The 23,656-nt window shown below is 66.6% G+C and carries 18 protein-coding genes and 3 rRNA genes; 17 read left to right on the top strand and 4 right to left on the bottom strand.

Annotated features, from left to right (window positions below; translation table 11 throughout):
- Window positions 1–2 precede the first annotated feature (2 nt).
- Window positions 3–590 carry a cysteine hydrolase family protein gene (locus OHB49_RS24010; protein ID WP_030972409.1) on the bottom strand — a complete coding sequence of 196 codons (588 nt, stop codon included), beginning with the start codon at window positions 588–590 and terminating at the stop codon, window positions 3–5.
- A 74-nt stretch (window positions 591–664) separates the two neighbouring features.
- On the opposite strand from OHB49_RS24010, the gene OHB49_RS24015 reads away from it, so the two are divergent.
- The 12 genes from OHB49_RS24015 (at window position 665) to OHB49_RS24070 (ending at window position 14,423) form a co-directional block, all read left to right on the top strand.
- Window positions 665–1,681, top strand: a complete 1,017-nt coding sequence (locus OHB49_RS24015) for a GlxA family transcriptional regulator (RefSeq protein ID WP_329162901.1) — start codon at window positions 665–667, stop codon at window positions 1,679–1,681.
- A gap of 633 nt (window positions 1,682–2,314) precedes the next feature.
- Window positions 2,315–3,840 (top strand): 16S ribosomal RNA (locus OHB49_RS24020).
- 298 nt (window positions 3,841–4,138) lie between these two features.
- Window positions 4,139–7,260, top strand: a 23S ribosomal RNA gene (locus OHB49_RS24025).
- A 79-nt stretch (window positions 7,261–7,339) separates the two neighbouring features.
- Window positions 7,340–7,456: ribosomal RNA gene (gene rrf, locus OHB49_RS24030) — 5S ribosomal RNA — on the top strand.
- Together the 16S, 23S and 5S rRNA genes form the textbook arrangement of a ribosomal RNA operon.
- 72 nt (window positions 7,457–7,528) lie before the next feature.
- On the top strand, window positions 7,529–8,173 hold the full coding sequence (locus tag OHB49_RS24035; RefSeq protein WP_329162903.1) for an HAD family hydrolase: 645 nt from the start codon (window positions 7,529–7,531) through the stop codon (window positions 8,171–8,173).
- A 41-nt stretch (window positions 8,174–8,214) separates the two neighbouring features.
- Window positions 8,215–9,426, top strand: a complete 1,212-nt coding sequence (locus OHB49_RS24040) for an MFS transporter (RefSeq protein WP_329162905.1) — start codon at window positions 8,215–8,217, stop codon at window positions 9,424–9,426.
- Window positions 9,395–10,567, top strand: coding sequence for an acetoin utilization protein AcuC (locus OHB49_RS24045; protein ID WP_030974207.1), 1,173 nt, complete (start codon window positions 9,395–9,397; stop codon window positions 10,565–10,567). The genes OHB49_RS24040 and OHB49_RS24045 overlap by 32 nt, the downstream gene beginning before the upstream one ends.
- A gap of 142 nt (window positions 10,568–10,709) precedes the next feature.
- The gene (locus OHB49_RS24050) at window positions 10,710–11,525 is read left to right on the top strand and encodes a phosphatase (RefSeq protein ID WP_329162908.1); all 816 of its coding nucleotides are present in this window, start codon (window positions 10,710–10,712) and stop codon (window positions 11,523–11,525) included.
- Between the two features lie 128 nt (window positions 11,526–11,653).
- Window positions 11,654–11,866: a helix-turn-helix domain-containing protein gene (locus OHB49_RS24055; protein WP_014046653.1), complete on the top strand. Its 213-nt coding sequence runs from the start codon at window positions 11,654–11,656 to the stop codon at window positions 11,864–11,866.
- 109 nt (window positions 11,867–11,975) lie between these two features.
- Window positions 11,976–12,074: a 30S ribosomal protein bS22 gene (locus OHB49_RS24060; protein WP_003948845.1), complete on the top strand. Its 99-nt coding sequence runs from the start codon at window positions 11,976–11,978 to the stop codon at window positions 12,072–12,074.
- A 189-nt stretch (window positions 12,075–12,263) separates the two neighbouring features.
- On the top strand, window positions 12,264–13,358 hold the full coding sequence (locus OHB49_RS24065; protein ID WP_329162910.1) for an NAD-dependent epimerase/dehydratase family protein: 1,095 nt from the start codon (window positions 12,264–12,266) through the stop codon (window positions 13,356–13,358).
- A gap of 15 nt (window positions 13,359–13,373) precedes the next feature.
- Window positions 13,374–14,423 (top strand): lysophospholipid acyltransferase family protein, encoded by a 1,050-nt coding sequence (locus OHB49_RS24070; protein WP_030974214.1) that lies wholly within the window; start codon window positions 13,374–13,376, stop codon window positions 14,421–14,423.
- Window positions 14,424–14,498: 75 nt separating this feature from the next.
- Here the strand turns inward: OHB49_RS24070 and OHB49_RS24075 are convergent, their stop codons facing one another.
- From OHB49_RS24075 to OHB49_RS24085, 3 genes are all read right to left on the bottom strand, one after another.
- A complete protein-coding gene (locus OHB49_RS24075; protein ID WP_329162912.1) occupies window positions 14,499–15,689 on the bottom strand; it encodes a DUF5667 domain-containing protein in 1,191 nt (396 codons plus the stop codon).
- A 208-nt stretch (window positions 15,690–15,897) separates the two neighbouring features.
- Complete coding sequence (locus tag OHB49_RS24080) at window positions 15,898–16,674, bottom strand: ECF subfamily RNA polymerase sigma factor, BldN family (RefSeq protein ID WP_030974218.1); 777 nt, start codon at window positions 16,672–16,674, stop codon at window positions 15,898–15,900.
- A 355-nt stretch (window positions 16,675–17,029) separates the two neighbouring features.
- The gene (locus OHB49_RS24085) at window positions 17,030–17,986 is read right to left on the bottom strand and encodes an HAD family hydrolase (RefSeq protein ID WP_329162914.1); all 957 of its coding nucleotides are present in this window, start codon (window positions 17,984–17,986) and stop codon (window positions 17,030–17,032) included.
- A gap of 158 nt (window positions 17,987–18,144) precedes the next feature.
- Here OHB49_RS24085 and OHB49_RS24090 point away from each other — a divergent pair, with 158 nt between their 5' ends.
- The 5 genes from OHB49_RS24090 (at window position 18,145) to OHB49_RS24110 (ending at window position 23,603) form a co-directional block, all read left to right on the top strand.
- On the top strand, window positions 18,145–18,420 hold the full coding sequence (locus OHB49_RS24090; RefSeq protein ID WP_326604418.1) for a glutaredoxin family protein: 276 nt from the start codon (window positions 18,145–18,147) through the stop codon (window positions 18,418–18,420).
- Window positions 18,421–18,692: 272 nt separating this feature from the next.
- Window positions 18,693–19,466, top strand: coding sequence for a redox-sensing transcriptional repressor Rex (locus tag OHB49_RS24095; RefSeq protein ID WP_329162915.1), 774 nt, complete (start codon window positions 18,693–18,695; stop codon window positions 19,464–19,466).
- Window positions 19,463–20,959, top strand: coding sequence for a glutamyl-tRNA reductase (locus tag OHB49_RS24100; RefSeq protein WP_329162917.1), 1,497 nt, complete (start codon window positions 19,463–19,465; stop codon window positions 20,957–20,959). Before OHB49_RS24095 ends, OHB49_RS24100 begins: the two co-directional genes overlap by 4 nt.
- Window positions 20,956–21,939 (top strand): hydroxymethylbilane synthase, encoded by a 984-nt coding sequence (gene hemC / locus OHB49_RS24105; protein ID WP_329162919.1) that lies wholly within the window; start codon window positions 20,956–20,958, stop codon window positions 21,937–21,939. The genes OHB49_RS24100 and hemC overlap by 4 nt, the downstream gene beginning before the upstream one ends.
- A complete protein-coding gene (locus tag OHB49_RS24110; RefSeq protein WP_329162920.1) occupies window positions 21,936–23,603 on the top strand; it encodes a bifunctional uroporphyrinogen-III C-methyltransferase/uroporphyrinogen-III synthase in 1,668 nt (555 codons plus the stop codon). Before hemC ends, OHB49_RS24110 begins: the two co-directional genes overlap by 4 nt.
- The last annotated feature ends 53 nt before the right edge of the window (window positions 23,604–23,656 follow it).

A 23,656-nucleotide genomic window follows, 5' to 3' on the forward strand; every position in this document is an offset into this window, starting at 1 on the left:
TCTCACTTCCCCGCGGCCGCCACCAGCTCCGCGCTCGTCACGACCTTCGCGAACCCACCGCTGTGCAGCGTCACAGCGGTGGCCCGCGCCAGCTGGTCCGCGCTCAGTTCCCACCCCCACGGCCCGGTCGCGTCGAAGGTGTACGTCGCATCGAACGCGAAGAACACCTCGTACCCGAGGTTCCCGCCCATTCGCGCCGTCGTCTCCGCGCACATATTGGTCTGGATCCCGGCCACCACGATCTGCCGCACTCCGGCCTCGTTCAGCCAGGCCCCCAGATCGGGCGTCCCGTAGAAGGCGGAATTGACCGTCTTGGTCAGAAACAGCTCGGGCCCACTGCCCTTCCCCCGCCGCTCCTCCACGTATCCCTTGAACGCGTTCCCCGAGTATCCGGGCCGCAGCGGTGAATCCGGCTTCGTCGAGTCATGCCGTACGAATACGACGGGGCGCCCGCTCTCCTGCCACGCATCGATCAGCTCGGCGATGTTCCGATCCGCCTCGGGATTGTTCCGCGGCCCCCAGTACCCCTCCTCCTCAAAGCCTTCCTGCACGTCCACCACGACCAGCGCTGCGTTCTCTGCAATCTCCATGGGAACGATGCTGTCGCCTCCCACCCGTATCGCCCAGAGGTCGAAAAGTCATCGATCGATGCTTTACTGCCACCATGGCGCCCGGACACGCACCCACCCCCGCCCGCATCGCCCTTGTCTCGTTCCCCGGCGTCCGGGCGTTCGACGTCTCGGTCATCACCGAGGTCTGGGGTGTGGACCGCACCGACCGTGGCGTCCCGCCCTTCGACCTGCGCCGCATCGCTGCCGACCCGGCCCCCATCCCCCTGCGCGGTGGCCTCTCCCTCACCCCGGACCGCACCCTCGCCTGGCTGACCCGCGCCGACCTGATCGTCGTCCCCGGCCTCGATGACCATCTGACACCCGCCCCCGCCCCGGTCCTGGAAGCTCTCCGCCGCGCCCACGCCCGCTCCACCCCGATCGCCGCGCTCTGCGGCGGCGCATTCACCCTCGCCCAGGCAGGCCTCCTCGACGGCCGCCGGGCAGTCACCCACTGGAACCTCACCGATCTCCTCCGAACCCACCACCCCCGCGTGACGGTCGTCCCGGATGCGCTGTTCCTCCACGACGAGAACATCTGGACGTCAGCAGGCACCGCGGCCGGGATCGATCTCTGTCTCCATCTCGTCCGGACGACCCATGGCGCCGAAGCCGCAGCAGCGATCGCCCGTTCGATGGTCACGGCCCCGTTCCGCACCGGAACCCAGGCCCAATTCATCGAGCACCCCACCCCGCAGACCGACCGGGATGCCGACACCCTCGCCGCGGTACGGGCCTACGCCCTGACCCACCTGGCCGAACCGCACACGGTTGCCGGCCTCGCCGCCCGCGCCGGGATGTCCCCCCGCTCCTTCGCCCGCCATTTCCAGGCGACCACGGGCACCACCCCCTTGCGCTGGCTGATCACTCAGCGCATCGCCGCAGCTCAAAAGCTTCTGGAGCGCACCGACCTCCCCCTCCCCGAGGTGGCCCGCCGTACGGGCTTCGGCAGCGAGATCACGATGCGCCAGCACTTCGCCACCCACCTGGCCACCAGCCCCCGCGACTACCGCCTGGCCTTCCAGCACACGCCGGGCCAACAGGAGGTTGACATGGCCCGCCCGCATCCGTAATGTGCTCCGAGTTGTCCGACGTGAGTGCCGACCCCGGTCGGTCCCCGGACAGCCATTCCGCAGTAACCACAACGAGCGAGCGACGCCTGTCGCCCGGATTTGCGTGCGCATTTGCGAAATGAAGAATCCGTGTTCGAAGGAACGTGACCCGATTAGCGTCGGGGCGCAGGATTCGCTAAAGTCTCACTCGTCGGAACGGCCCAACAGCCGGGAAGACAAACCCCACTGACTGGGAATCAGGCCCGAAAGGATCTGATAGAGTCGGACTCGCCGGAAAGGGAAACGCGAAAGCGAAGAACTGGAAAGCGGAACCCGCTTCGACCGGGAATCGGACACGAAAGAGTCTGATAGAGTCGGAAACGCAAGACCGAAGGGAAAAGCCCGGAGGAAAGCCCGAGAGGGTGAGTACAAAGGAAGCGTCCGTTCCTTGAGAACTCAACAGCGTGCCAAAAGTCAACGCCAGATATGTTGATACCCCGGCCTGTTTCGGCAGGTTGGTGGTTCCTTTGAAAGTCCTGCCGGGCCCTTTGTGGTTCCGGTAGGCAATTACACAGCGAGGACGCTGTGGACGGTCGGTCTTATTCCGGCTGATCGTCCCGCTCTCGTGATGTGTCTCCCGATTACGGGAAAACATTCACGGAGAGTTTGATCCTGGCTCAGGACGAACGCTGGCGGCGTGCTTAACACATGCAAGTCGAACGATGAAGCCCTTCGGGGTGGATTAGTGGCGAACGGGTGAGTAACACGTGGGCAATCTGCCCTTCACTCTGGGACAAGCCCTGGAAACGGGGTCTAATACCGGATAACACTCTGTCCCGCATGGGACGGGGTTAAAAGCTCCGGCGGTGAAGGATGAGCCCGCGGCCTATCAGCTTGTTGGTGGGGTGATGGCCTACCAAGGCGACGACGGGTAGCCGGCCTGAGAGGGCGACCGGCCACACTGGGACTGAGACACGGCCCAGACTCCTACGGGAGGCAGCAGTGGGGAATATTGCACAATGGGCGAAAGCCTGATGCAGCGACGCCGCGTGAGGGATGACGGCCTTCGGGTTGTAAACCTCTTTCAGCAGGGAAGAAGCGAGAGTGACGGTACCTGCAGAAGAAGCGCCGGCTAACTACGTGCCAGCAGCCGCGGTAATACGTAGGGCGCAAGCGTTGTCCGGAATTATTGGGCGTAAAGAGCTCGTAGGCGGCTTGTTGCGTCGGTTGTGAAAGCCCGGGGCTTAACCCCGGGTCTGCAGTCGATACGGGCAGGCTAGAGTGTGGTAGGGGAGATCGGAATTCCTGGTGTAGCGGTGAAATGCGCAGATATCAGGAGGAACACCGGTGGCGAAGGCGGATCTCTGGGCCATTACTGACGCTGAGGAGCGAAAGCGTGGGGAGCGAACAGGATTAGATACCCTGGTAGTCCACGCCGTAAACGTTGGGAACTAGGTGTTGGCGACATTCCACGTCGTCGGTGCCGCAGCTAACGCATTAAGTTCCCCGCCTGGGGAGTACGGCCGCAAGGCTAAAACTCAAAGGAATTGACGGGGGCCCGCACAAGCAGCGGAGCATGTGGCTTAATTCGACGCAACGCGAAGAACCTTACCAAGGCTTGACATATACCGGAAAGCATCAGAGATGGTGCCCCCCTTGTGGTCGGTATACAGGTGGTGCATGGCTGTCGTCAGCTCGTGTCGTGAGATGTTGGGTTAAGTCCCGCAACGAGCGCAACCCTTGTTCTGTGTTGCCAGCATGCCCTTCGGGGTGATGGGGACTCACAGGAGACTGCCGGGGTCAACTCGGAGGAAGGTGGGGACGACGTCAAGTCATCATGCCCCTTATGTCTTGGGCTGCACACGTGCTACAATGGCCGGTACAATGAGCTGCGATGCCGCGAGGCGGAGCGAATCTCAAAAAGCCGGTCTCAGTTCGGATTGGGGTCTGCAACTCGACCCCATGAAGTCGGAGTTGCTAGTAATCGCAGATCAGCATTGCTGCGGTGAATACGTTCCCGGGCCTTGTACACACCGCCCGTCACGTCACGAAAGTCGGTAACACCCGAAGCCGGTGGCCCAACCCCTTGTGGGAGGGAGCTGTCGAAGGTGGGACTGGCGATTGGGACGAAGTCGTAACAAGGTAGCCGTACCGGAAGGTGCGGCTGGATCACCTCCTTTCTAAGGAGCACTTCTTACCAAGCTTGCTTGGTCAGAGGCCACTACGTCGGCAAATGTTCGACGGTGGTTGCTCATGGGTGGAACGTTGACTATTCGGCACGACAGGTTGTTTTTCACTAGTACTGCTTCGGCGTGGAACGTGGGGGATGGTCGGTCGTGTCGGGCACGTTGTTGGGTGTCTGAGGGTATGGCCGCAAGGTTGCCTTCAGTTGCCGGCCCCAGTGAACTCGCCCTTAGGGGTGGGGTGATGGGTGGCTGGTCGTTGTTTGAGAACTGCACAGTGGACGCGAGCATCTGTGGCCAAGTTTTTAAGGGCGCACGGTGGATGCCTTGGCACCAGGAACCGATGAAGGACGTGGGAGGCCACGATAGGCCCCGGGGAGCTGTCAACCGAGCTTTGATCCGGGGGTGTCCGAATGGGGAAACCCGGCAGTCGTCATGGGCTGTCACCCGCTGCTGAACACATAGGCAGTGTGGAGGGAACGAGGGGAAGTGAAACATCTCAGTACCCTCAGGAAGAGAAAACAACCGTGATTCCGGGAGTAGTGGCGAGCGAAACTGGATGAGGCCAAACCGTATGCGTGTGATACCCGGCAGGGGTTGCGCATGCGGGGTTGTGGGATCTCTTTTTCACAGTCTGCCGGCTGTGAGGCGAGTCAGAAACCGTTGATGTAGGCGAAGGACATGCGAAAGGTCCGGCGTAGAGGGTAAGACCCCCGTAGCTGAAACATTAACGGCTCGTTTAAGAGACACCCAAGTAGCACGGGGCCCGAGAAATCCCGTGTGAATCTGGCGGGACCACCCGCTAAGCCTAAATATTCCCTGGTGACCGATAGCGGATAGTACCGTGAGGGAATGGTGAAAAGTACCGCGGGAGCGGAGTGAAATAGTACCTGAAACCGTGTGCCTACAAGCCGTGGGAGCGTCGCATGCAAGCTTGCTTGTATGTCGTGACTGCGTGCCTTTTGAAGAATGAGCCTGCGAGTTTGCGGTGTGTTGCGAGGTTAACCCGTGTGGGGAAGCCGTAGCGAAAGCGAGTCCGAATAGGGCGTTTTAGTAGCACGCTCAAGACCCGAAGCGGAGTGATCTAGCCATGGGCAGGTTGAAGCGGAGGTAAGACTTCGTGGAGGACCGAACCCACCAGGGTTGAAAACCTGGGGGATGACCTGTGGTTAGGGGTGAAAGGCCAATCAAACTCCGTGATAGCTGGTTCTCCCCGAAATGCATTTAGGTGCAGCGTCGTGTGTTTCTTGCCGGAGGTAGAGCACTGGATAGGCGATGGGCCCTACCGGGTTACTGACCTTAGCCAAACTCCGAATGCCGGTAAGTGAGAGCACGGCAGTGAGACTGTGGGGGATAAGCTCCATGGTCGAGAGGGAAACAGCCCAGAGCATCGACTAAGGCCCCTAAGCGTACGCTAAGTGGGAAAGGATGTGGAGTCGCAGAGACAACCAGGAGGTTGGCTTAGAAGCAGCCACCCTTGAAAGAGTGCGTAATAGCTCACTGGTCAAGTGATTCCGCGCCGACAATGTAGCGGGGCTCAAGCGTACCGCCGAAGTCGTGTCATTCCAGCATTAAGGGCCAACGCCTGCTGGGATGGGTAGGGGAGCGTCGTGTGCCGGGTGAAGCAGCCGCGGAAGCGAGTTGTGGACGGTTCACGAGTGAGAATGCAGGCATGAGTAGCGATACACACGTGAGAAACGTGTGCGCCGATTGACTAAGGGTTCCTGGGTCAAGCTGATCTGCCCAGGGTAAGTCGGGACCTAAGGCGAGGCCGACAGGCGTAGTCGATGGACAACCGGTTGATATTCCGGTACCCGCTTTGAAACGCCCAATACTGAATCAGGCGATGCTAAGTCCGTGAAGCCGGCCCGATCTCTTCGGAGTTGAGGGTAGTGGTGGAGCCGACGAACCAGACTTGTACTAGGTAAGCGATGGGGTGACGCAGGAAGGTAGTCCAGCCCGGGCGGTGGTAGTCCCGGGGTAAGGGTGTAGGGCGTGTGATAGGCAAATCCGTCACACATGAGCCTGAGACCTGATGCCGAGCCGATTGTGGTGAAGTGGATGATCCTATGCTGTCGAGAAAAGCCTCTAGCGAGTTTCATGGCGGCCCGTACCCTAAACCGACTCAGGTGGTCAGGTAGAGAATACCGAGGCGTTCGGGTGAACTATGGTTAAGGAACTCGGCAAAATGCCCCCGTAACTTCGGGAGAAGGGGGCCATCACTGGTGATTGGATTTACTCCATGAGCTGGGGGTGGCCGCAGAGACCAGCGAGAAGCGACTGTTTACTAAAAACACAGGTCCGTGCGAAGCCGTAAGGCGATGTATACGGACTGACGCCTGCCCGGTGCTGGAACGTTAAGGGGACCGGTTAGCTGACTTTCGGGTCGGCGAAGCTGAGAACTTAAGCGCCAGTAAACGGCGGTGGTAACTATAACCATCCTAAGGTAGCGAAATTCCTTGTCGGGTAAGTTCCGACCTGCACGAATGGCGTAACGACTTCTCGACTGTCTCAACCATAGGCCCGGTGAAATTGCACTACGAGTAAAGATGCTCGTTTCGCGCAGCAGGACGGAAAGACCCCGGGACCTTTACTACAGTTTGATATTGGTGTTCGGTTCGGCTTGTGTAGGATAGGTGGGAGACTTTGAAGCAGCCACGCCAGTGGTTGTGGAGTCGCCGTTGAAATACCACTCTGGTCGTGCTGGATGTCTAACCTGGGTCCGTGATCCGGATCAGGGACAGTGTCTGATGGGTAGTTTAACTGGGGCGGTTGCCTCCTAAAGAGTAACGGAGGCGCCCAAAGGTTCCCTCAGCCTGGTTGGCAATCAGGTGTTGAGTGTAAGTGCACAAGGGAGCTTGACTGTGAGACCGACGGGTCGAGCAGGGACGAAAGTCGGGACTAGTGATCCGGCAGTGGCTTGTGGAAGCGCTGTCGCTCAACGGATAAAAGGTACCCCGGGGATAACAGGCTGATCTTCCCCAAGAGTCCATATCGACGGGATGGTTTGGCACCTCGATGTCGGCTCGTCGCATCCTGGGGCTGGAGTCGGTCCCAAGGGTTGGGCTGTTCGCCCATTAAAGCGGTACGCGAGCTGGGTTTAGAACGTCGTGAGACAGTTCGGTCCCTATCCGCTGCGCGCGTAGGAATATTGAGAAGGGCTGTCCCTAGTACGAGAGGACCGGGACGGACGAACCTCTGGTGTGCCAGTTGTCCTGCCAAGGGCATGGCTGGTTGGCTACGTTCGGAAAGGATAACCGCTGAAAGCATCTAAGCGGGAAGCCTGCTTCGAGATGAGTGTTCCCACCCCCTTTGAGGGGTTAAGGCTCCCAGTAGACGACTGGGTTGATAGGCCAGATGTGGAAGCCCGGCAACGGGTGGAGCTGACTGGTACTAATAGGCCGAGGGCTTGTCCTCAGTTGCTCGCGTCCACTGTGTTAGTTCTGAAATAACGAACGGCCGTGTTGTTGCCCGGTGTTGGTTAATTTCATAGTGTTTCGGTGGTCATTGCGTTAGGGAAACGCCCGGTTACATTCCGAACCCGGAAGCTAAGCCTTTCAGCGCCGATGGTACTGCAGGGGGGACCCTGTGGGAGAGTAGGACGCCGCCGAACAATTATTCCGGGAAAGCCCCGTGCCCTTGTGGCACGGGGCTTTTCTGCGTTCTGAGCGTCTAGGCTCGAACCATGCGCTACGAACTGGTCATCTTCGACAACGATGGTGTGCTCGTCGACAGTGAGCCGATCTCCAACACCATCCTCTCCGGCTACCTGACCGAGCTCGGTCACCCCACCTCGTACGAGGAATCGCTCCGTGACTACATGGGGTCTGCCGTGCACCGGATCCACGACCTCGTCGAGGAGAGGACCGGGGAGAGACTGCCCGCGGACTTCGACGAGACGCTCCACTCCCGGATCTTCGCCGCGTTCCAGCGCGAGCTGGAGCCGGTCGAAGGCGTCGCCGACGTGCTGGGAAAGCTTGTCGCCGACGGGATTCCGTACTGCGTCGCCTCGTCCGGGAACCACGAGCGGATCCGGGTCGGACACCGGAGGACCGGGATCGACCAGTGGTTCGAGGAGGAGTGGATCTTCAGCGCGGAGGACGTGGGGCAGGGGAAGCCGGCGCCCGACCTGTTCCTCCATGCCGCTGAACGGATGGGCGTTCCGCCCGAGAGGTGTGTCGTCATCGAGGACAGCCCGCTCGGTGTGGAGGCGGCCCGGGCCGCGGGGATGGATGTGTACGGGTTCACCTCGATGATGCCCGCCGACCGGCTCGCCGGGGTGACCGGCTGCTTCTCCGACATGGCTCAACTGCGGGAATTGCTCGCCTGATCCATCTACCCACGGGTAGGCCAGGGCCCTACGCTGCGGCCATGAAGGATGCGCGGTTGCGGCACGGTAGGGCCTCCTTGGCGTTGAGCTTCTTCGTGCAGGGGGTCACCTTTGCCCTGCTCGTGACGCGTATTCCTGCCATTCAGGACCGGTACGGGATATCCGACGGTCTGCTGCCCGTGTTCCTTGCCGCTGTGCCCATCCTGGCCGGCGTGGGCAGCGTGGTCACCGAGAAGGTGGTCGCGCGGGTACGGCCCCGGGTCGTGCTCAGGTGGGCGCAGCCCGTCGTGCTGCTGGCGCTGCTGGGTGTCGGGGCCGGCAGCGAGCTGTGGCAAGCGGCCGTGGCGCTCGGTGTGTTCGGGCTGTCCGTCGGGGCACTCGACGCTTCCATGAACATGATGGGGGTCAGTCTCCAGCGGGCGTACGGGCGCAGCATCATGCTCGGGTTCCATGCCGCGTACAGCCTGGGCGGGATCGCCGGGGCGTCGCTGGCGTGGGCCGGGGCGCACTGGGATCTGACGCTGCTGGTCTCGTATCTTCCGGCGGTCGTCGTGCTGCTGCCGGCCGCGTTGATCGGGAGCCGGTGGTACGTCGAGGGTGTCGAGACGAAGACGGACGCCGACGGCCAGCGGGAAGAGGTCTCCGCGGGGCTCTCGGTCTCGTTCAAGCTGCTGATGCCGCTCTGTCTGGTGATGAGCTTCGCGTACATCGGGGACTCGACGGTCTCCAACTGGAGCGCGAAGTATCTGCAGGACGTACTGGGGAGCTCGGAGCAGCTGTCGACCGTTCCGTACAACGTCTACATGGTGACGACGCTGCTGGGGCGGGCTGTGGGGGACTTCGGGGTGCGGCGGTTCGGGGCCGTGACTGTCGTGCGGTTCGGGAGTGTGCTGGCGGCGGCCGGGTTCGGGGTGGTGGCGGTTGCTTCCGGCGCGTGGATCGGGATGCTGGGGTTCACCATGCTGGGGCTGGGGCTGTGTGTGATCGTGCCTCAGACGTTCGCGGCGGCGGGGCGGATGTTCCCCGGTGCGAGCGATACGGCGATCGCCCGCCTGAACGTCTTCAACTATGTGGGGTTCCTGGTGGGATCGCCGTTGGTCGGGGCGCTGGGGGACGCGTGGAGCTACCGGGGGGCGATGCTCGTCCCGATGGTGCTGGTGCTCGCGACGCTTGTGTACGCCAAGTCGTTCGGTCCCGAGCCTGCCCGATACGGTGGCGGGCATGAGCGGCCGCGCACAGTTGATGTGGGATGACGCAGTAACGGGATACGACTTCGGGAGCAGTCATCCGATGGACCCCGTCAGGCTGGCCCTGACGATGAGTCTGGTGCGGGCCTACGGGCTCGACAGTGCGGTGGACGTGGTGGCCGCCAAGCCGGCCGGGGACTCCACGCTGCGGCTCGTGCACCGCGAGGACTACGTGGCGGCCGTGCGCGCGGCCTCGGCGGACCCCAGGGCGGCCGATCAGAATTACGGGCTCGGGACGATGGACGATCCGGCGTTCGCGGGGATGCACGAGGTGTCGGCGCTGATCGCCGGGCAGTCGGTGGCGGCGGCCGAGGCGGTGTGGCGCGGGGCCACGGCACATGCGGTGAACTTCGCGGGCGGGCTGCACCATGCGATGCCCGGCGGTGCGTCGGGGTTCTGCATCTACAACGACCCGGCGCTGGCCATTGCCCGGCTGCTGGAGCTGGGTGCGGAGCGGGTCGCGTACATCGATGTGGATGTGCACCACGGCGACGGGGTGCAGGCCGCGTTCTGGGAGGACCCGCGGGTTCTGACGGTGTCGCTGCACGAGCATCCGCGGACGCTCTTTCCGCAGACCGGCTGGCCGGAGGAGACCGGTGGCGGTGCGGGGGAGGGCGCCGCGGTGAATGTGGCGCTCCCTGCCGGCACGGGGGACGCGGGGTGGCTGCGGGCGTTCCACGCGGTGGTTCCGGAGCTGCTGGCGGACTTCCGGCCGCAGGTGCTGGTGACCCAGCACGGTGCCGACACGCACTTCGAGGACCCGCTCGCCCATCTGGCGGTGTCACTGGACGCGCAGCGGTCGGTCATGGAGTCGTGTCACGAGCTCGCCCATGAGTACGTGGAGGGCGGGCGGTGGGTGGCGCTCGGCGGCGGGGGATATGCGGTCGTCGACGTGGTGCCGCGGTCCTGGACACATCTGGTGGGGATCGCCGCGCATGCGCCGGTGGACCCGGAGTCGGTGATTCCTGCTTCCTGGCGGGACGAGGTCTACGCCCGGACGCGCCAGTTGGGGCCGGCCCGGATGACGGATGGACGTACGCCTTCGTGGCAGTCGTGGGAGGGCGGGTACGACCCGGCGGACCGGCTCGACCAGGCGGTGCTCGCGACCAGGCGGGCGGCGTTCCCGTTGCGGGGGCTGCTGGCCTGAAACGGGCGGGGACGGTCCTGGTGCGGCCGATTCCGTGCTGACGTGCGGAAGGGTTGCGCCAACTGAGGAATGGTTACGCCAACTGTGGGGCGTAGTCGGGCTTCTGTCCCCCCGTCCGGGGGGTTGGGGGAGCATCGGCAGGGTGTTGAGCACCGGAGCGCTGCGCGCGCATCTGCTGGCGGCCCGGCTGGCCGGGCCCGTGGCCACCTCGCGGGAGGTGAGCCTGCGGAGCTATCGGCTGTTCGCGGCGAGGGATCCGCGGGTGCTGCTCGGGCTCCATCCCGAATGGGGGTGGGAGGAGTGCGATCTGCTTCGGTTGATGGCGGACAAGTGCGGAGTCTCGGACGATCCTGCTCACGTTTCGGGTCCTGATGTGATCGATCCGGAGCGCACTTTGGCTGGTCTGGACGCGTTTGCCGAGCGGTTGTCGAATGTGGCTGCCCGGCGGGCGCCGGTGCTGTTCGGGACGGGCCATCCGCACCGGCTGCTCGGCTTCTACGCCGCGTTGGCAGACGCTTTGTCGGCGGCCGGCTGCGCCGTACTCACCCCGGCGCAGGGGCGATGTATCGACATAACGACCCGGTTCGGCGTACGCACCTTCAACCTTGATTACGTACGGGGAGTCGCCCTGGTGCGCGAGCCCGGCGTGCGGGTCCGCGGTAGTGAGCCGGGCGCACATACCCACTCGCCGCTGCCGGTTCGGGTGGCGCTGGAGGCCGCGGTGGCTGCCCACGGGCGGCTGCCCGAGCTGGTCGTCGGGGACCACGGATGGGTCTGCGGGGCAGGTCAGCTGGGCATTGAGGCGATCGGCCTGGCGGACACGGACGATCCCGCGCTGTTCGTCGGTGAGGCCGAGGGGCAGGTGTCGGTCGTCGTTCCGCTTGATGACGCCGTTCGGTCCGCCTACTACCGGCCACTCACTCGCTATGTGCTCAATCGGGCGTGTCTGTCACAGTAGGCGGCCGATGGTCCCTCCTCTTCCCCACTCGCATCACCCGCCCCTAATCTGGGGAGTGAGCGCACAACGACGAAGAGTCACCGGAGGGGAAGCCGGTGCGCGTCTCGTGCGGAAGGTACAGGTGGGTCATGGCTGCTGGCAGCGAGAGGCCTCTCAACGAGGTCAAGTTTCTGACCGTGGCGGAAGTCGCCTCGGTCATGCGGGTGTCGAAGATGACCGTGTACCGCTTGGTGCACAGTGGTCATCTGCCGGCGATCCGGGTGGGCAGGTCCTTCCGGGTCCCGGAGCAAGCGGTTCACGAGTATCTCCGCGAGTCCTTTGTGGGGGTGGAGTCGGCCTGAGGTCGGCCTCGGATTACGTCCCTCACCCGGTGGCGGGTAGGCTAGGCCGACGTAGGTCGTGTGGGCCCAGACGCCCCGCACCAGTGAAGAGAAGTGAGCGAGGGTAGTCGTGGGCTCTGTTATCAAGAAGCGGCGCAAGCGGATGGCCAAGAAGAAGCACCGCAAGCTGCTCAAGCGCACGCGCGTTCAGCGTCGCAACAAGAAGTAAGCGAACGCAGTTCGTGAATCCGCAGCCCTCCCACCGACATGGTGGGAGGGCTGCGGTGCGTTGTGCGGGCGGCCTTGAACATATTTGGGCCAAAGACTCGACAGAACGCCGCCGCGCAGTCATCACAGGGCAACATCCACCCGCTACGGTGACGGCCAGGGGAAACCTCTTCGACGGAAGGCGCTGATCTTGGGGAAGGTCGTGCTCGTCACGGGAGCGGCCCGGCAGCTGGGCGGCCGATTCGTGCGGCGCATCCAGCGTGATCCGGAGGTGGACCGGGTGATCGCCGTCGACGCGATCGCGCCGGGGCACCAATTGGGTGATGCCGACTTCGTCCGCGCGGACATCCGCCAGCCCGCGATCGCCAGAGTCCTCGCCGAGCACACCGTCGACACGGTCGTGCATCTGGACGTCAGCGGCAAGGCGCTCGGGGCCGGTGGCCGCACCACGGTCAAGGAGACCAATGTCATCGGCACCATGCAGCTGCTCGGTGCCTGCCAGAAGTCGCCGACGGTACGGCGGTTGGTGATCAAGTCCAGTACGGGTGTGTACGGCTCCGCACCGCGTGATCCGGCGGTGTTCACCGAGACAACCCCGCCCAAGTCCCTGCCGAGCGGGGGCTTCGCGAAGGACGCGGTGGAGGTCGAGGGTTACGTGCGGGGCTTCGCGCGCCGCAGGCCGGACGTCGCCGTGTGCGTGCTGAGGTTCGCGAACATCCTGGGGCCGGACGCGGACTCGCCGCTCGCCGACTATCTGTCGCTGCCCGTCCTGCCGACCGTGTTCGGCTACGACCCCCGGCTCCAGTTCGTCCACGAGGACGACGTCATCGACGTACTGAGGATCGCCTCGCACGAACCGCGGCGCGGGACGCTGAACAGTGGCACGTTCAATATCGCGGGCGACGGGGTGCTGCTGCTGTCGCAGTGTTCGCGGCGGCTCGGGCGGCCGACGATGCCGGTGCCCCTGCCCGCCGTCACCTGGGTGGGCCAGGCGCTCCGCACCGTCGGTATGACGGACTTCTCACCTGAGCAGATCCGGCTGCTCACGCACGGCAGGGTGGTCTCTACCGTGCAGATGCGCGAGACGCTGGGTTTCCACCCGGGATTCACCACCGCGGAGACGTTCGCGGACTTCGCGCGGAACCAGGCACCCGGCCTGCTGCCGCCCGAGATGGTCGGCGGGGCCGTCGACCGGCTGGCGGCGATGCCGTTCGCCGGTGGGACCGGCGAGGTCCCGGGGATCACCGGGACCGACGACACACAACCGACCCACAGCGCGAGATAGAGGAGCGCACCGACGATGGCGGATGCCAAGGTCATTCCGTTCGACGACGACCGTTCGCGGTCGGGTGGCGCGCCGCGGTCGGCGCGGCGGCGGTCCGGGGCGGGTCCCGCGGTGGGCACCGCGGCCCTGAGCGCCCTGCCCGGGCAGCTGGACGCCGCGCCGGTCCAGGAGGCGGTGCAGGGGGGCGGGGAGCCCGTGGAGGGTGTGCAGGACGAGGTACGGCGCGGCAGCTGGGACCGGCGGATCGCGGGTGGGCTCGCGTTTCTTCGTCGGCGGGTCACCGGCGATTACGAGGTCGACGAGTTCGGGTACGACAAGGAACTCACCGATCAGGTTCTGATGTCGATGCTGCGGCCGATGTACGAGAAGTACTTCCGGGTCGAGGTGAGGGGCATCGAGAACATCCCGTCGGACGGCGGGGCGCTGATCGTCGCCAACCACTCGGGGACGTTGCCGCTGGACGGGCTGATGCTCCAGGTCGCCGTGCACGACAACCATCCGGCGGGCCGGCATCTGCGGCTGCTGGCTGCGGATCTGGTCTTCGTGCTGCCGGTGGTGAACGAGCTGGCCAGGAAGGCAGGGCACACGCTGGCCTGTGCGGAGGACGCGGAGCGGCTGCTCAGGCAGGGCGAGGTCGTCGGTGTGATGCCGGAGGGCTTCAAGGGCATCGGGAAGCCGTTCGGCGAGCGGTACAAGCTGCAGCGGTTCGGGCGGGGCGGCTTCGTGTCGACGGCGTTGCGGGCCGGGGTGCCGATTGTGCCGTGCTCGATCGTGGGGGCGGAGGAGATCTACCCGATGATCGGCAACGCGAAGACGCTGGCGCGGGTGCTGGGGGTTCCGTACTTCCCGATCACGCCCACGTTTCCTTGGCTGGGGCCGTTGGGGGCGGTGCCCTTGCCGACGAAGTGGACGATTCAGTTCGGGGAGCCGATTCCCACGGAGGGGTATCCGGTGGAGGCGGCGGAGGATCCGATGCTGATGTTCAACCTGACGGATCAGGTGCGGGAGCAGATTCAGCACACGCTGTACAAGCTGTTGGTACAGCGGAGGTCGGTGTTCTTCTGACGGCGGGTGCCCTCGACCGCCGGAAGGGGTTGAGCGACCGGCGGACGGGCTTGGGGGAATCCGTCCGCCGGGCAGTCACTCGTCTTCGTCGTCGCTGTTGAATCCCAGACCCGGCAGCAGGCCGGGGAGCAGGGGCGGCAGCGTCACGTCCGGGGTGGGCGGGGTGCTGTCCCTGCCCGTCGTGGGCGGGGTGGTGCCCGGCGACGGTGTGTCCAGGAAGCCGTCCGTGCCGCCTGCGATCAGGCTGTCCTCCGGAGCGGAGGCGGATCCGGACGGATCCGGGGTACCGCTGCTGCCCGTCTGGCCCTGTGAGACCTCCGGGGAGAAGGGAGCCGGGTCGTCCGGGCCGGGCGACTGGTCGGTCTGCTGCGAGGAGCCGGGCTCCTGGGAGTCGGTGCTCCGGTCCGGGCTGCGGGGGAGCAGGGACTGCAGCGGTGCGACCTCTTCGTCTATGGCCTCGAAGACCGAGCTCACCTCGTCCCCGACGTCCGTCAGCTGGACCGGCAGACGGTCGCGCAGGGTGCTCCAACTGCCGCGGTGGGAGCGGGAGAAGGAGTCCAGGGTCTGGATGGGTCCGAGCGCTCCGTCGCGTTGGTACGCGGCGTGGAGCAGGCGGTGGCCCTCGGTGGCGTCGTGCGTCATGCCGTTGAGCGTGCGCCTGATCTCGCCGAGTGATTCGTGGTCCAGATCGCCCGCGCGGCCGCGCTCCATCAGTCTGCGGGCTTCGCTCAGCCGGGTCGACGCCTGGTCGAGGTAGGCCTCGCCTCGGTCGGCGTCGCCGTCGGCCATGCCCAGGTTGATGTCCTCCATGCCGCGCTTCAGCCCGTACAGCGAATCACCCGGCAGGGCGTCGGAACTGGCAGCGGCCACTCCGCCGAAGGCTCCCGCGGCCACACCGACGGTGAGACCGCCGGCCGCGATGCCCTTCGTCCAGCGGGAGCGGGGGCGCAACTTCCTGAGCGGGGAGGCCCGGTGGGCCCCCCTGCCCCGTTGTTCGGGCACCGTAGGGCCCGTGGACGCGCCGCCCTCGGCAAACATGGCCTCCATGGCGGCGACGAGCTGGGCTCGCTGCACCACTTTGACCTCGGGATCCAACTTCGGCCTCGGCAGCTCACCGAGGCCGTTCGCCAGGGCCAACAGCTGTCCGTGGTCGGCCGGTTCGGCCGGGTCCTCGGGCTGTACGGCCGCCGCACCCTGGAGCTCCTGCTCCTCCAGGGCCTGGGCGAAGGCGTTCGCCCGCCGGTGTGCCGAAACGTTTGCGATCACTGGCGGCACCTCCTCTCGTCATGACGGTCGACTCCCCTGGGGGTCCGGAAGGTTGCACACCTTGAGCGCTTCCACACGAAAGAGTGAGTGTCGGCGGACATGGAGTGACGACAGGGGGCCTGCAACCGGCACAACGAGTGGCGCGGCACATGGGTTACGCACGAAAGATGATCGGACCAGTGCGTGAAGGGCGTGTCGCAGAGCGTGTTCAGCGGGCGTCGTCCGGCAGGAGCCGGGCGAGCGTGCGGACGGCGCGGTACTGCAAGGTTTTGATCGCCCCTTCGTTCTTTCCCATCACGCGGGCCGTCTCGGCGACCGAGAGGCCCTGCAGGAAGCGCAGCGTCACGCACTCCTGCTGCTGGGGGTTGAGTCGGCGCACGGCTTGCAGCAGTGCGGCGTTGGAGAGGGACTCCAGGACGGAGTCCTCGGGGCTGCGCTCGACCTCGTTGGCGTCGAGCATTTCGCCGGTGGTCACTTCCAGTCGGAAACGACTGGACTTGAAGTGGTCGGCGACCAGGTTGCGGGCAATCGTGACCAGCCAGGCGCCGAAGTCGCGGCCCTGCCAGGTGAACGTGGAGATGCGGCGCAGGGCACGCAGGAAGGTCTCGCTGGTGAGGTCCTCCGCTGTCGCCTTGCCGCCCACGCGGTAGTAGATGTACCGGTACACGGTGTCGCTGTACTGGTCGTATAGACGGCCGAAGGCGTCAGCCTCACCGGCCTGTGCGCGCTCGACGAGATCCATCATGCGCGCGCTGTCGCTGTCGGCGGTCGGCCGACGAACGGTGGACGTGGTCGTTGCGCCGCGGTTGCTGCGTCTTCCGACCGCTGCACCGCGTTCGGCCAGGGCATAGCAAGGGCCGACAGGTGCAGGGGCGGCAAAAGCGGGTACGGCGTACGCGGTGGGGACGAAGCCGCGCAAGCGGTCGGCGACCGTTGCGCGCAGCGTAGCCAGGCCCGAGGCGTCAACCCCGACGTGTGGGTACACGGGACTCCCAGAGGCAGAGCTTCCATCACGTGCAGTGCGAAACCGTCACTCGTCGTAGTGAGTGGCGGGTTCCGGAATGCGTCTGAGGAGAATAACGCTTCGTACAGGCAGTGCTACACCCAGTTGCTCAAATCATCGGTTCCGTCGCTTCTGTAGCGACTATGAGGCGCATCAAGTAGCACATCGTGACCGGTTATTGATCGGATTACTTCGTGATCTGCCTGCGGCGGCAACGGGTTGTGGTCGGGTGCGCGCAATCCGACTGGCCGGAGCGGTCAGCGGGTAGGGGGTCCCGATTGGCGGCAGGGAGCCGGGCGTGGCTCGGCCCCCTGCGCAGGGGAAGGTCCGCGTGCGGTCAGCGGCGGCGGCGGTGCAGGGCGACGGCGGCAGCGGTGCCGCCCGCGAGGGCGCCGACACCGGCCGCGGCCGGGATGCCGACCTTGGCCGCCTTGCGGCCCGTGCGGTAGTCGCGCAGCCGCCAGTCGAGGGCCCGGGCGTGCTTGCGGAGCTTTGTGTCCGGGTTGATCGCGTAGGGGTGGCCGACCAGGGACAGCATCGGGATGTCGTTGTGCGAATCGCTGTACGCCGCGCAGCGGGCGAGGTCGAGGCCCTCGGCGGCGGCCAGGGCGCGGACCGCCTCGGCCTTCGCGGGCCCGTGCAGCGGCTCGCCGACCAGGCGGCCGGTGTAGACGCCGTCGACGGACTCGGCGACCGTGCCGAGCGCGCCGGTCAGCCCGAGGCGGCGGGCGATGATCGTGGCGGTCTCCACCGGGGCGGCGGTGACCAGCCAGACCTTCTGCCCGGCGTCGAGGTGGGCCTGGGCGAGGGCGCGGGTGCCTGGCCAGATGCGGTCGGCCATGTACTCGTCGTAGATCTCCTCGCCGATGGACATCAGCTCGGAGACACGGTGGCCCTTGACGATGGACAGGGCGCTGTCGCGGGCGTCCTGCATGTGTTCCGGGTCCTCCACGCCGGCCAGCCTGAACCAGGCCTGCTGCCAGGCGAACCGGGTCAGTTCGCGGCGCTGGAAGAACTTCCGTTTGTACAGCCCGCGACCGAAGTGGAAGATCGCGGCGCCCTGCATGACGGTGTTGTCCAGGTCGAAGAAGGCGGCAGCCCGGTCGTCGCCGACGACCGGGAAGGCCGGTTCCGGCTCCGAGGTCGTGGCGGGGGTCTCGTCGGTGGATCGTTCGGCGGGCTGTTCGGCGTGGAGTGACGACTTCCGCGCTGCCTCGGCTGCTGCCTCGCCTGCCAGCACACTCCGTGCTGTCGCGGAGCGCCTACGTGGTGTGAGCCATCCAAGAGCGGCCATGTCGTGAGCATAGCCAGTCTGTTGAGCCCTTCCCGACCTGGCGGGATGCGGTGGCGTGAACTCTCGGCGGCCGAATTGTTAAACGGGCGATTCGGGGCGTACCGGATCAGTGCCGGATGAGTTCCGGAAAGGGCGGCCGGTCGGCGCAGAATGAAGGCATGAGTGCCTTGCTGCGTCGTACGAAGAAGAAGCCCGCGGATCGGGTGGTGACCCTGGTCGGGAAGCCGGGGTGTCACCTCTGTGACGATGCGAGGCTGGTGGTGAGGGAGGTCTGTGAAGAGACCGGTGCGTCCTGGGAGGAGAAGGACATCACTCAGGACGAGGAGCTGCACCGGGAGTACTGGGAGCAGATTCCGGTCGTCCTTATTGATAACGAACAGCACACGTTCTGGCGGGTGGATCCGGCGAGGCTGCGCAGCGCGCTGCTTTCCTGAGTGAAACCCGGTTACCATCGTGGGCGTTTTGACTGATCTCGGGGGCGTAGTCGTGAGGAGTGTGTACCGCTTTGCCCCCTTCGGGCCTGCAACGGGCTGATGCGATCCAAGGTTCCGGGATCGCGCGACGGATGTGCGTGACCCCGGTCACTTTGACCGGACAAAACGGACACCATCTTTGTGCACGCGTTCACAAAGACATAGCCTGCATTCGACGGGGCGGTCTTGGAACATACGGCCGCCTGCAGCCCCGCTCATCCCGCAGGAGCACCGTGGCAACTGGCCGAACTCACCGACCGGCGACCCGTAGCCGAGGAATTCCCGAGGCCACCGTCGCCCGGCTTCCGCTGTATCTCCGCGCACTGACCGCGCTCTCCGAGCGCTCGGTCCCCACGGTCTCGTCCGAGGAACTCGCCGCGGCGGCGGGAGTCAACTCTGCCAAGCTGCGCAAGGACTTCAGTTACCTCGGCTCCTACGGAACGCGTGGCGTCGGGTACGACGTCGAGTACCTCGTCTACCAGATCTCCCGCGAGCTCGGGCTCACCCAGGACTGGCCGGTCGTCATCGTCGGTATCGGTAATCTCGGCGCCGCGCTCGCCAACTACGGCGGTTTCGCCTCCCGCGGTTTCCGGGTCGCCGCGCTGATCGACGCGGACCCCGCGATGGCCGGTACGCCCGTTGCCGGGATCCCCGTCCAGCACGCCGACGAGCTGGAGAAGATCGTCAGCGACAACGGCGTGTCGATCGGTGTCATCTCCACCCCGGCCGGTGCCGCCCAGCAGGTCTGCGACCGCCTCGTCGCCGCGGGCGTCACCTCCATCCTGAACTTCGCGCCGACGGTGCTGTCCGTGCCCGAGGGCGTCGACGTCCGCAAGGTCGACCTCTCGATCGAACTCCAGATCCTCGCCTTCCACGAGCAGCGCAAGGCCGGTGAGGAAGCCGCGGCCGGCGGCGACGTCGACGAGGCCGCGCCGCCCGTGCGCGCCGCCGCGAGCAGCAGCCGGAAGGGACCCGACGGGGACATGCCCGCCGTGATGCCGGCATGAGTCTCCTTGTCGTAGGGCTGAGCCACCGCAGCGCCCCGGTCTCCGTACTGGAGCGGGCGTCGCTGGCCGCCGAGACGCAGTCCAAGCTGCTGCAGGACGCCCTGGCCGCGGAGCCCGCGGCCGAGGCCACCGTCCTCGCCACCTGTAACCGCATCGAGCTGTACGCCGACGTGGACAAGTTCCACGCGGGCGTCGCCGAGCTGTCCACGCTCCTCGCGCAGCACAGCGGGGTCGGGCTGGACGAGCTCACTCCGTATCTCTATGTGCACTACGAGGACCGGGCCGTCCACCACCTCTTCTCGGTGGCGTGCGGGCTGGACTCCATGGTCGTCGGCGAGGGCCAGATCCTGGGCCAGATCAAGGACGCGCTGGCGCTGGGGCAGGAGACCCACACCGCGGGCCGGCTGCTGAACGACCTGTTCCAGCAGTCCCTGCGGGTCGGCAAGCGCGCGCACAGCGAGACCGGGATCGACCGCGCCGGGCAGTCGCTCGTCACCTTCGGCCTGCAGCAGCTCGCGGGCGGTGCCGACACCGCCGACTGGGCGAAGGGCAAGCGTGCTCTGGTGATCGGCGCCGGCTCGATGTCGTCGCTGGCCGCCGCCACGCTGGCCCGTACCGGTGTCGCCGAGATCGTCGTCGCCAACCGGACCCGGGCCCGCGCCGACCGGCTCGTCGAGATCCTGGGTCAGGCCGGTGGCACGGGAGTGACCGCCCGGGCCGTCGAGATGGCCGCGGTCTCCGACGAACTGACACGTGCCGATGTCGTCGTGTCGTGTACCGGTGCGACGGGACTCGTCCTGACCGGTGAGACCGTCGCCGGTGCGCTCGGCCTGCCGTTCGACGCGGCCGCCACCGCCGTCGAGGCGCCCGCCGAGCCCGCCGCCGACCTGGACCAGCACGCCGCGTGGGTGGAGAACGGTTCCGTCGCCACGACCGCGCAGGCGCAGGCCGTGCGCCGGGCCACTGTGCCCGCACAGTCCACCGGCCCCGTCCGGCTCGCCCTGCTCGACCTCGCCATGCCGCGCGACATCGACGGTGCGGCGGCCCGCCTCGACGGTGTGCGCCTCGTCGACATCGAGTCGCTCGCCGAGGCGTCCGCGGACGCTCCGATGGCCGCCGATGTGGACCAGGTGCGCACCATCGTCGCCGACGAGGTCGCCGCGTTCGGCGCCGCCCAGCGCGCCGCCCACATCACCCCGACCGTGGTCGCCCTGCGCACGATGGCCGCCGATGTGGTGGCCGGCGAGATCGCGCGGCTCGACGGACGCCTCCCCGACCTGGACGAGAAGCAGCGCGCCGAGATCACGCAGACCGTGCGCCGCGTCGTCGACAAGCTCCTGCACGCGCCCACCGTGCGGGTCAAGCAGCTCGCCAGTGAGCCCGGCGGCGCCGGGTACGCCGACGCGCTGCGGGAACTCTTCGACCTCGACCCGCAGACGGTCGCCGCCGTCTCCCGGGCAGACCTGAACGACCCGAATCGAGGGCGGTCATGACCGACAACTCACCCCGCGCGCAGACCGGCGCGCCGCTCCGGCTGGGCACCCGGCGCAGCAAGCTCGCCTTGGCGCAGTCCGGCCTGGTCGCCGACGCGGTCAGCGAGGTGACCGGGCGCGCCGTCGAGCTCGTCGAGGTCACCACGTACGGAGACACCTCCAAGGAGCATCTCGCGCAGATCGGCGGCACCGGCGTGTTCGTCGCGGCGCTGCGTGAGGCGCTGCTGCGAGGCGATGTGGACTTCGCCGTCCACTCGCTCAAGGACCTGCCGACCGCACAGCCCGAGGGCCTCGTGCTGGCTGCCGTCCCGCGGCGCGAGGACCCGCGTGACGTGCTGGTGGCGCGGGACGGGCTGACCTTCGAGCAGTTGCCGTCCGGTGCCCGCATAGGCACCGGCTCGCCGCGCCGCATGGCGCAGCTCAACGCGTACGCCCGCAGCCACGGCCTCGACATCGAGACCGTGCCGATCCGTGGCAACGTCGATACGCGTATCGGATTTGTACGAAGCGGTGAACTGGACGCGGTGGTTCTCGCCGCGGCCGGGCTCAGCCGCCTCGGCCGGACCGGTGAGGTGACCGACTTCCTGCCGGTCGACACCGTTCTGCCCGCTCCCGGTCAGGGAGCACTGGCGATCGAATGCGCTGCAACCAGCGCGGACCTCGCCGCCGCGCTCGCCGAGCTCGACGACCCGTACACCCGGGTCGCCGTGACCGCCGAGCGTTCCCTGCTCGCCGCCCTGGAGGCCGGCTGTTCCGCACCTGTGGGTGCGCTGGCCGACCTCCTGGTCGACGGACAGGCTGTCAACGAACTGCGCCTGCGCGGTGTCGTCGGTTCCACCGACGGCGCCTCGCTGGTACAGATGTCCATCACCGGTCCCGTCCCCACGTCGCACGACGACGCGGCGGCCCTCGGTCGCGAGCTCGCGGTCGAGATGCTTGCCAAGGGTGCGGCCGGTCTTATGGGGGAGCGAGCACTTTGAGCCCCACCGGCCCCGCCGCATCCGACTTTCCGGTCCTGTCCGCAGGGCACGTCACCTTCCTCGGCGCCGGTCCCGGCGATCCGGGACTGCTGACTCTGCGCGCTGTCGAGGCGCTCGCGAGCGCGGACGTCCTTGTCGCCGAGCCCGACGTGCTCGGCGTTGTTCGCGGCCACGCGCGGGCAGGCGTAAGCACGCCTGAGCTGGCGGTTGTTGACGTGTCGTCAACAGCCGCCGGTGTGCCCGTTCTCAGGGACGCGGCCAATCTTGTCATGGAGGCTGCGAAGGGCGGCAGGCGGGTCGTCCGTGCTGTCTCCGGCGACCCCGGCCTGGACGGGTCCGCGGGTGCGGAGATGCTCGCCTGCGCCGCCGCCGGCATCCCCTTCGAGGTCGTCCCGGGTGTCGCGAACGCCGTGGGCGTGCCCGCGTACGCCGGTGTGCCACTGCGTGACGCGCAGGGTGCCGACGTCCGGTTCGTCGACGCCCGCACCGCCTCGGACCGCTGCTGGACCGAGATCGGCGCGAGCGACGCCACGGCTGTCGTCTCGACGACGCTGGACTCGGTCGCGGCCACCGCGGGCGAGCTGGTCTCGGCGGGCCGCAAGCCCGACACCCCGCTCACCGTCACCGTCGCCGGTACGACGACCCGGCAGCGCACCTGGACGGCGACGCTCGGGACGATCGCCCAGGTGCTCAAGCAGGCGAAGGTGCTGCCGTCGCCGGACGGGCACCAGCCGGTCATAGCCGTGGTCGGTGAGCGCAGCTCCGCCGCCCAGCGCGACCAGCTCTCGTGGTTCGAGTCCAAGCCGCTCTTCGGCTGGAAGGTGCTCGTGCCGCGTACGAAGGAGCAGGCGGCGTCGCTCTCCGACCAGCTGCGTTCGTACGGCGCCGTGCCGCACGAGGTCCCGACCATCGCCGTCGAGCCGCCGCGTACGCCCCAGCAGATGGAGCGTGCGGTCAAGGGCCTCGTCACCGGCCGCTACGAGTGGATCGCCTTCACCAGCGTCAATGCGGTCAAGGCCGTCCGCGAGAAGTTCGAGGAGTACGGGCTCGACGCCCGTGCCTTCGCCGGGATCAAGGTGGCGGCGGTCGGCGAGCAGACCGCCGCCGCGCTGATCGACTTCGGTGTGAAGCCGGACCTGGTGCCGTCCGGTGAGCAGTCCGCCGCCGGTCTGCTGGAGGACTGGCCGCCGTACGACCCGGTCTTCGACCCGATCGACCGTGTCTTCCTGCCGCGCGCCGACATCGCCACGGAGACGCTGGTCGCCGGGCTCATCGAGCTGGGCTGGGAGGTCGACGACGTCACCGCGTACCGCACGGTCCGCGCCTCGCCGCCGCCGTCCGACACTCGTGAGGCCATCAAGGGCGGCGGTTTCGACGCGGTGCTCTTCACCTCGTCGTCGACCGTCCGGAACCTGGTCGGCATCGCGGGCAAGCCGCACAACGTGACCGTCATCGCGTGTATCGGCCCTGCCACGGCGAAGACCGCCGAGGAGCACGGTCTGCGGGTGGACGTGCTGTCGCCGGAGCCGTCGGTGCACAAGCTGGCCGCGGCGCTCGCCGATTTCGGCGCGCAGCGCCGGGACGCGGCAAAGGAGGCCGGTGACCCGGTGATGCGGCCGAGCGAGCGGCGTCCTGGGGCGCGCAGGCGTCGTACGACGACCTGACCGGCCCGTTCGGGAGTGTTCACGGTGTTCAGGGGCCCGGCTGTTTCGGCAGC

Source organism: Streptomyces sp. NBC_01717, assembly GCF_036248255.1.
GTDB lineage: Bacteria > Actinomycetota > Actinomycetes > Streptomycetales > Streptomycetaceae > Streptomyces.

Bases quoted from the DNA above. Each gene is read 5' to 3' on its own strand.
- OHB49_RS24055 (WP_014046653.1), top strand. From the start codon at position 11,654: ATGGCTGCTGGCAGCGAGAGGCCTCTCAACGAGGTCAAGTTTCTGACC.
- OHB49_RS24040 (WP_329162905.1), top strand. From the start codon at position 8,215: ATGAAGGATGCGCGGTTGCGGCACGGTAGGGCCTCCTTGGCGTTGAGC.
- OHB49_RS24015 (WP_329162901.1), top strand. From the start codon at position 665: ATGGCGCCCGGACACGCACCCACCCCCGCCCGCATCGCCCTTGTCTCG.
- OHB49_RS24035 (WP_329162903.1), top strand. From the start codon at position 7,529: ATGCGCTACGAACTGGTCATCTTCGACAACGATGGTGTGCTCGTCGAC.
- OHB49_RS24045 (WP_030974207.1), top strand. From the start codon at position 9,395: ATGAGCGGCCGCGCACAGTTGATGTGGGATGACGCAGTAACGGGATAC.
- OHB49_RS24070 (WP_030974214.1), top strand. From the start codon at position 13,374: ATGGCGGATGCCAAGGTCATTCCGTTCGACGACGACCGTTCGCGGTCG.
- hemC (WP_329162919.1), top strand. From the start codon at position 20,956: ATGACCGACAACTCACCCCGCGCGCAGACCGGCGCGCCGCTCCGGCTG.
- OHB49_RS24010 (WP_030972409.1), bottom strand. From the start codon at position 590: ATGGAGATTGCAGAGAACGCAGCGCTGGTCGTGGTGGACGTGCAGGAA.
- OHB49_RS24085 (WP_329162914.1), bottom strand. From the start codon at position 17,986: ATGGCCGCTCTTGGATGGCTCACACCACGTAGGCGCTCCGCGACAGCA.
- OHB49_RS24090 (WP_326604418.1), top strand. From the start codon at position 18,145: ATGAGTGCCTTGCTGCGTCGTACGAAGAAGAAGCCCGCGGATCGGGTG.
- OHB49_RS24100 (WP_329162917.1), top strand. From the start codon at position 19,463: ATGAGTCTCCTTGTCGTAGGGCTGAGCCACCGCAGCGCCCCGGTCTCC.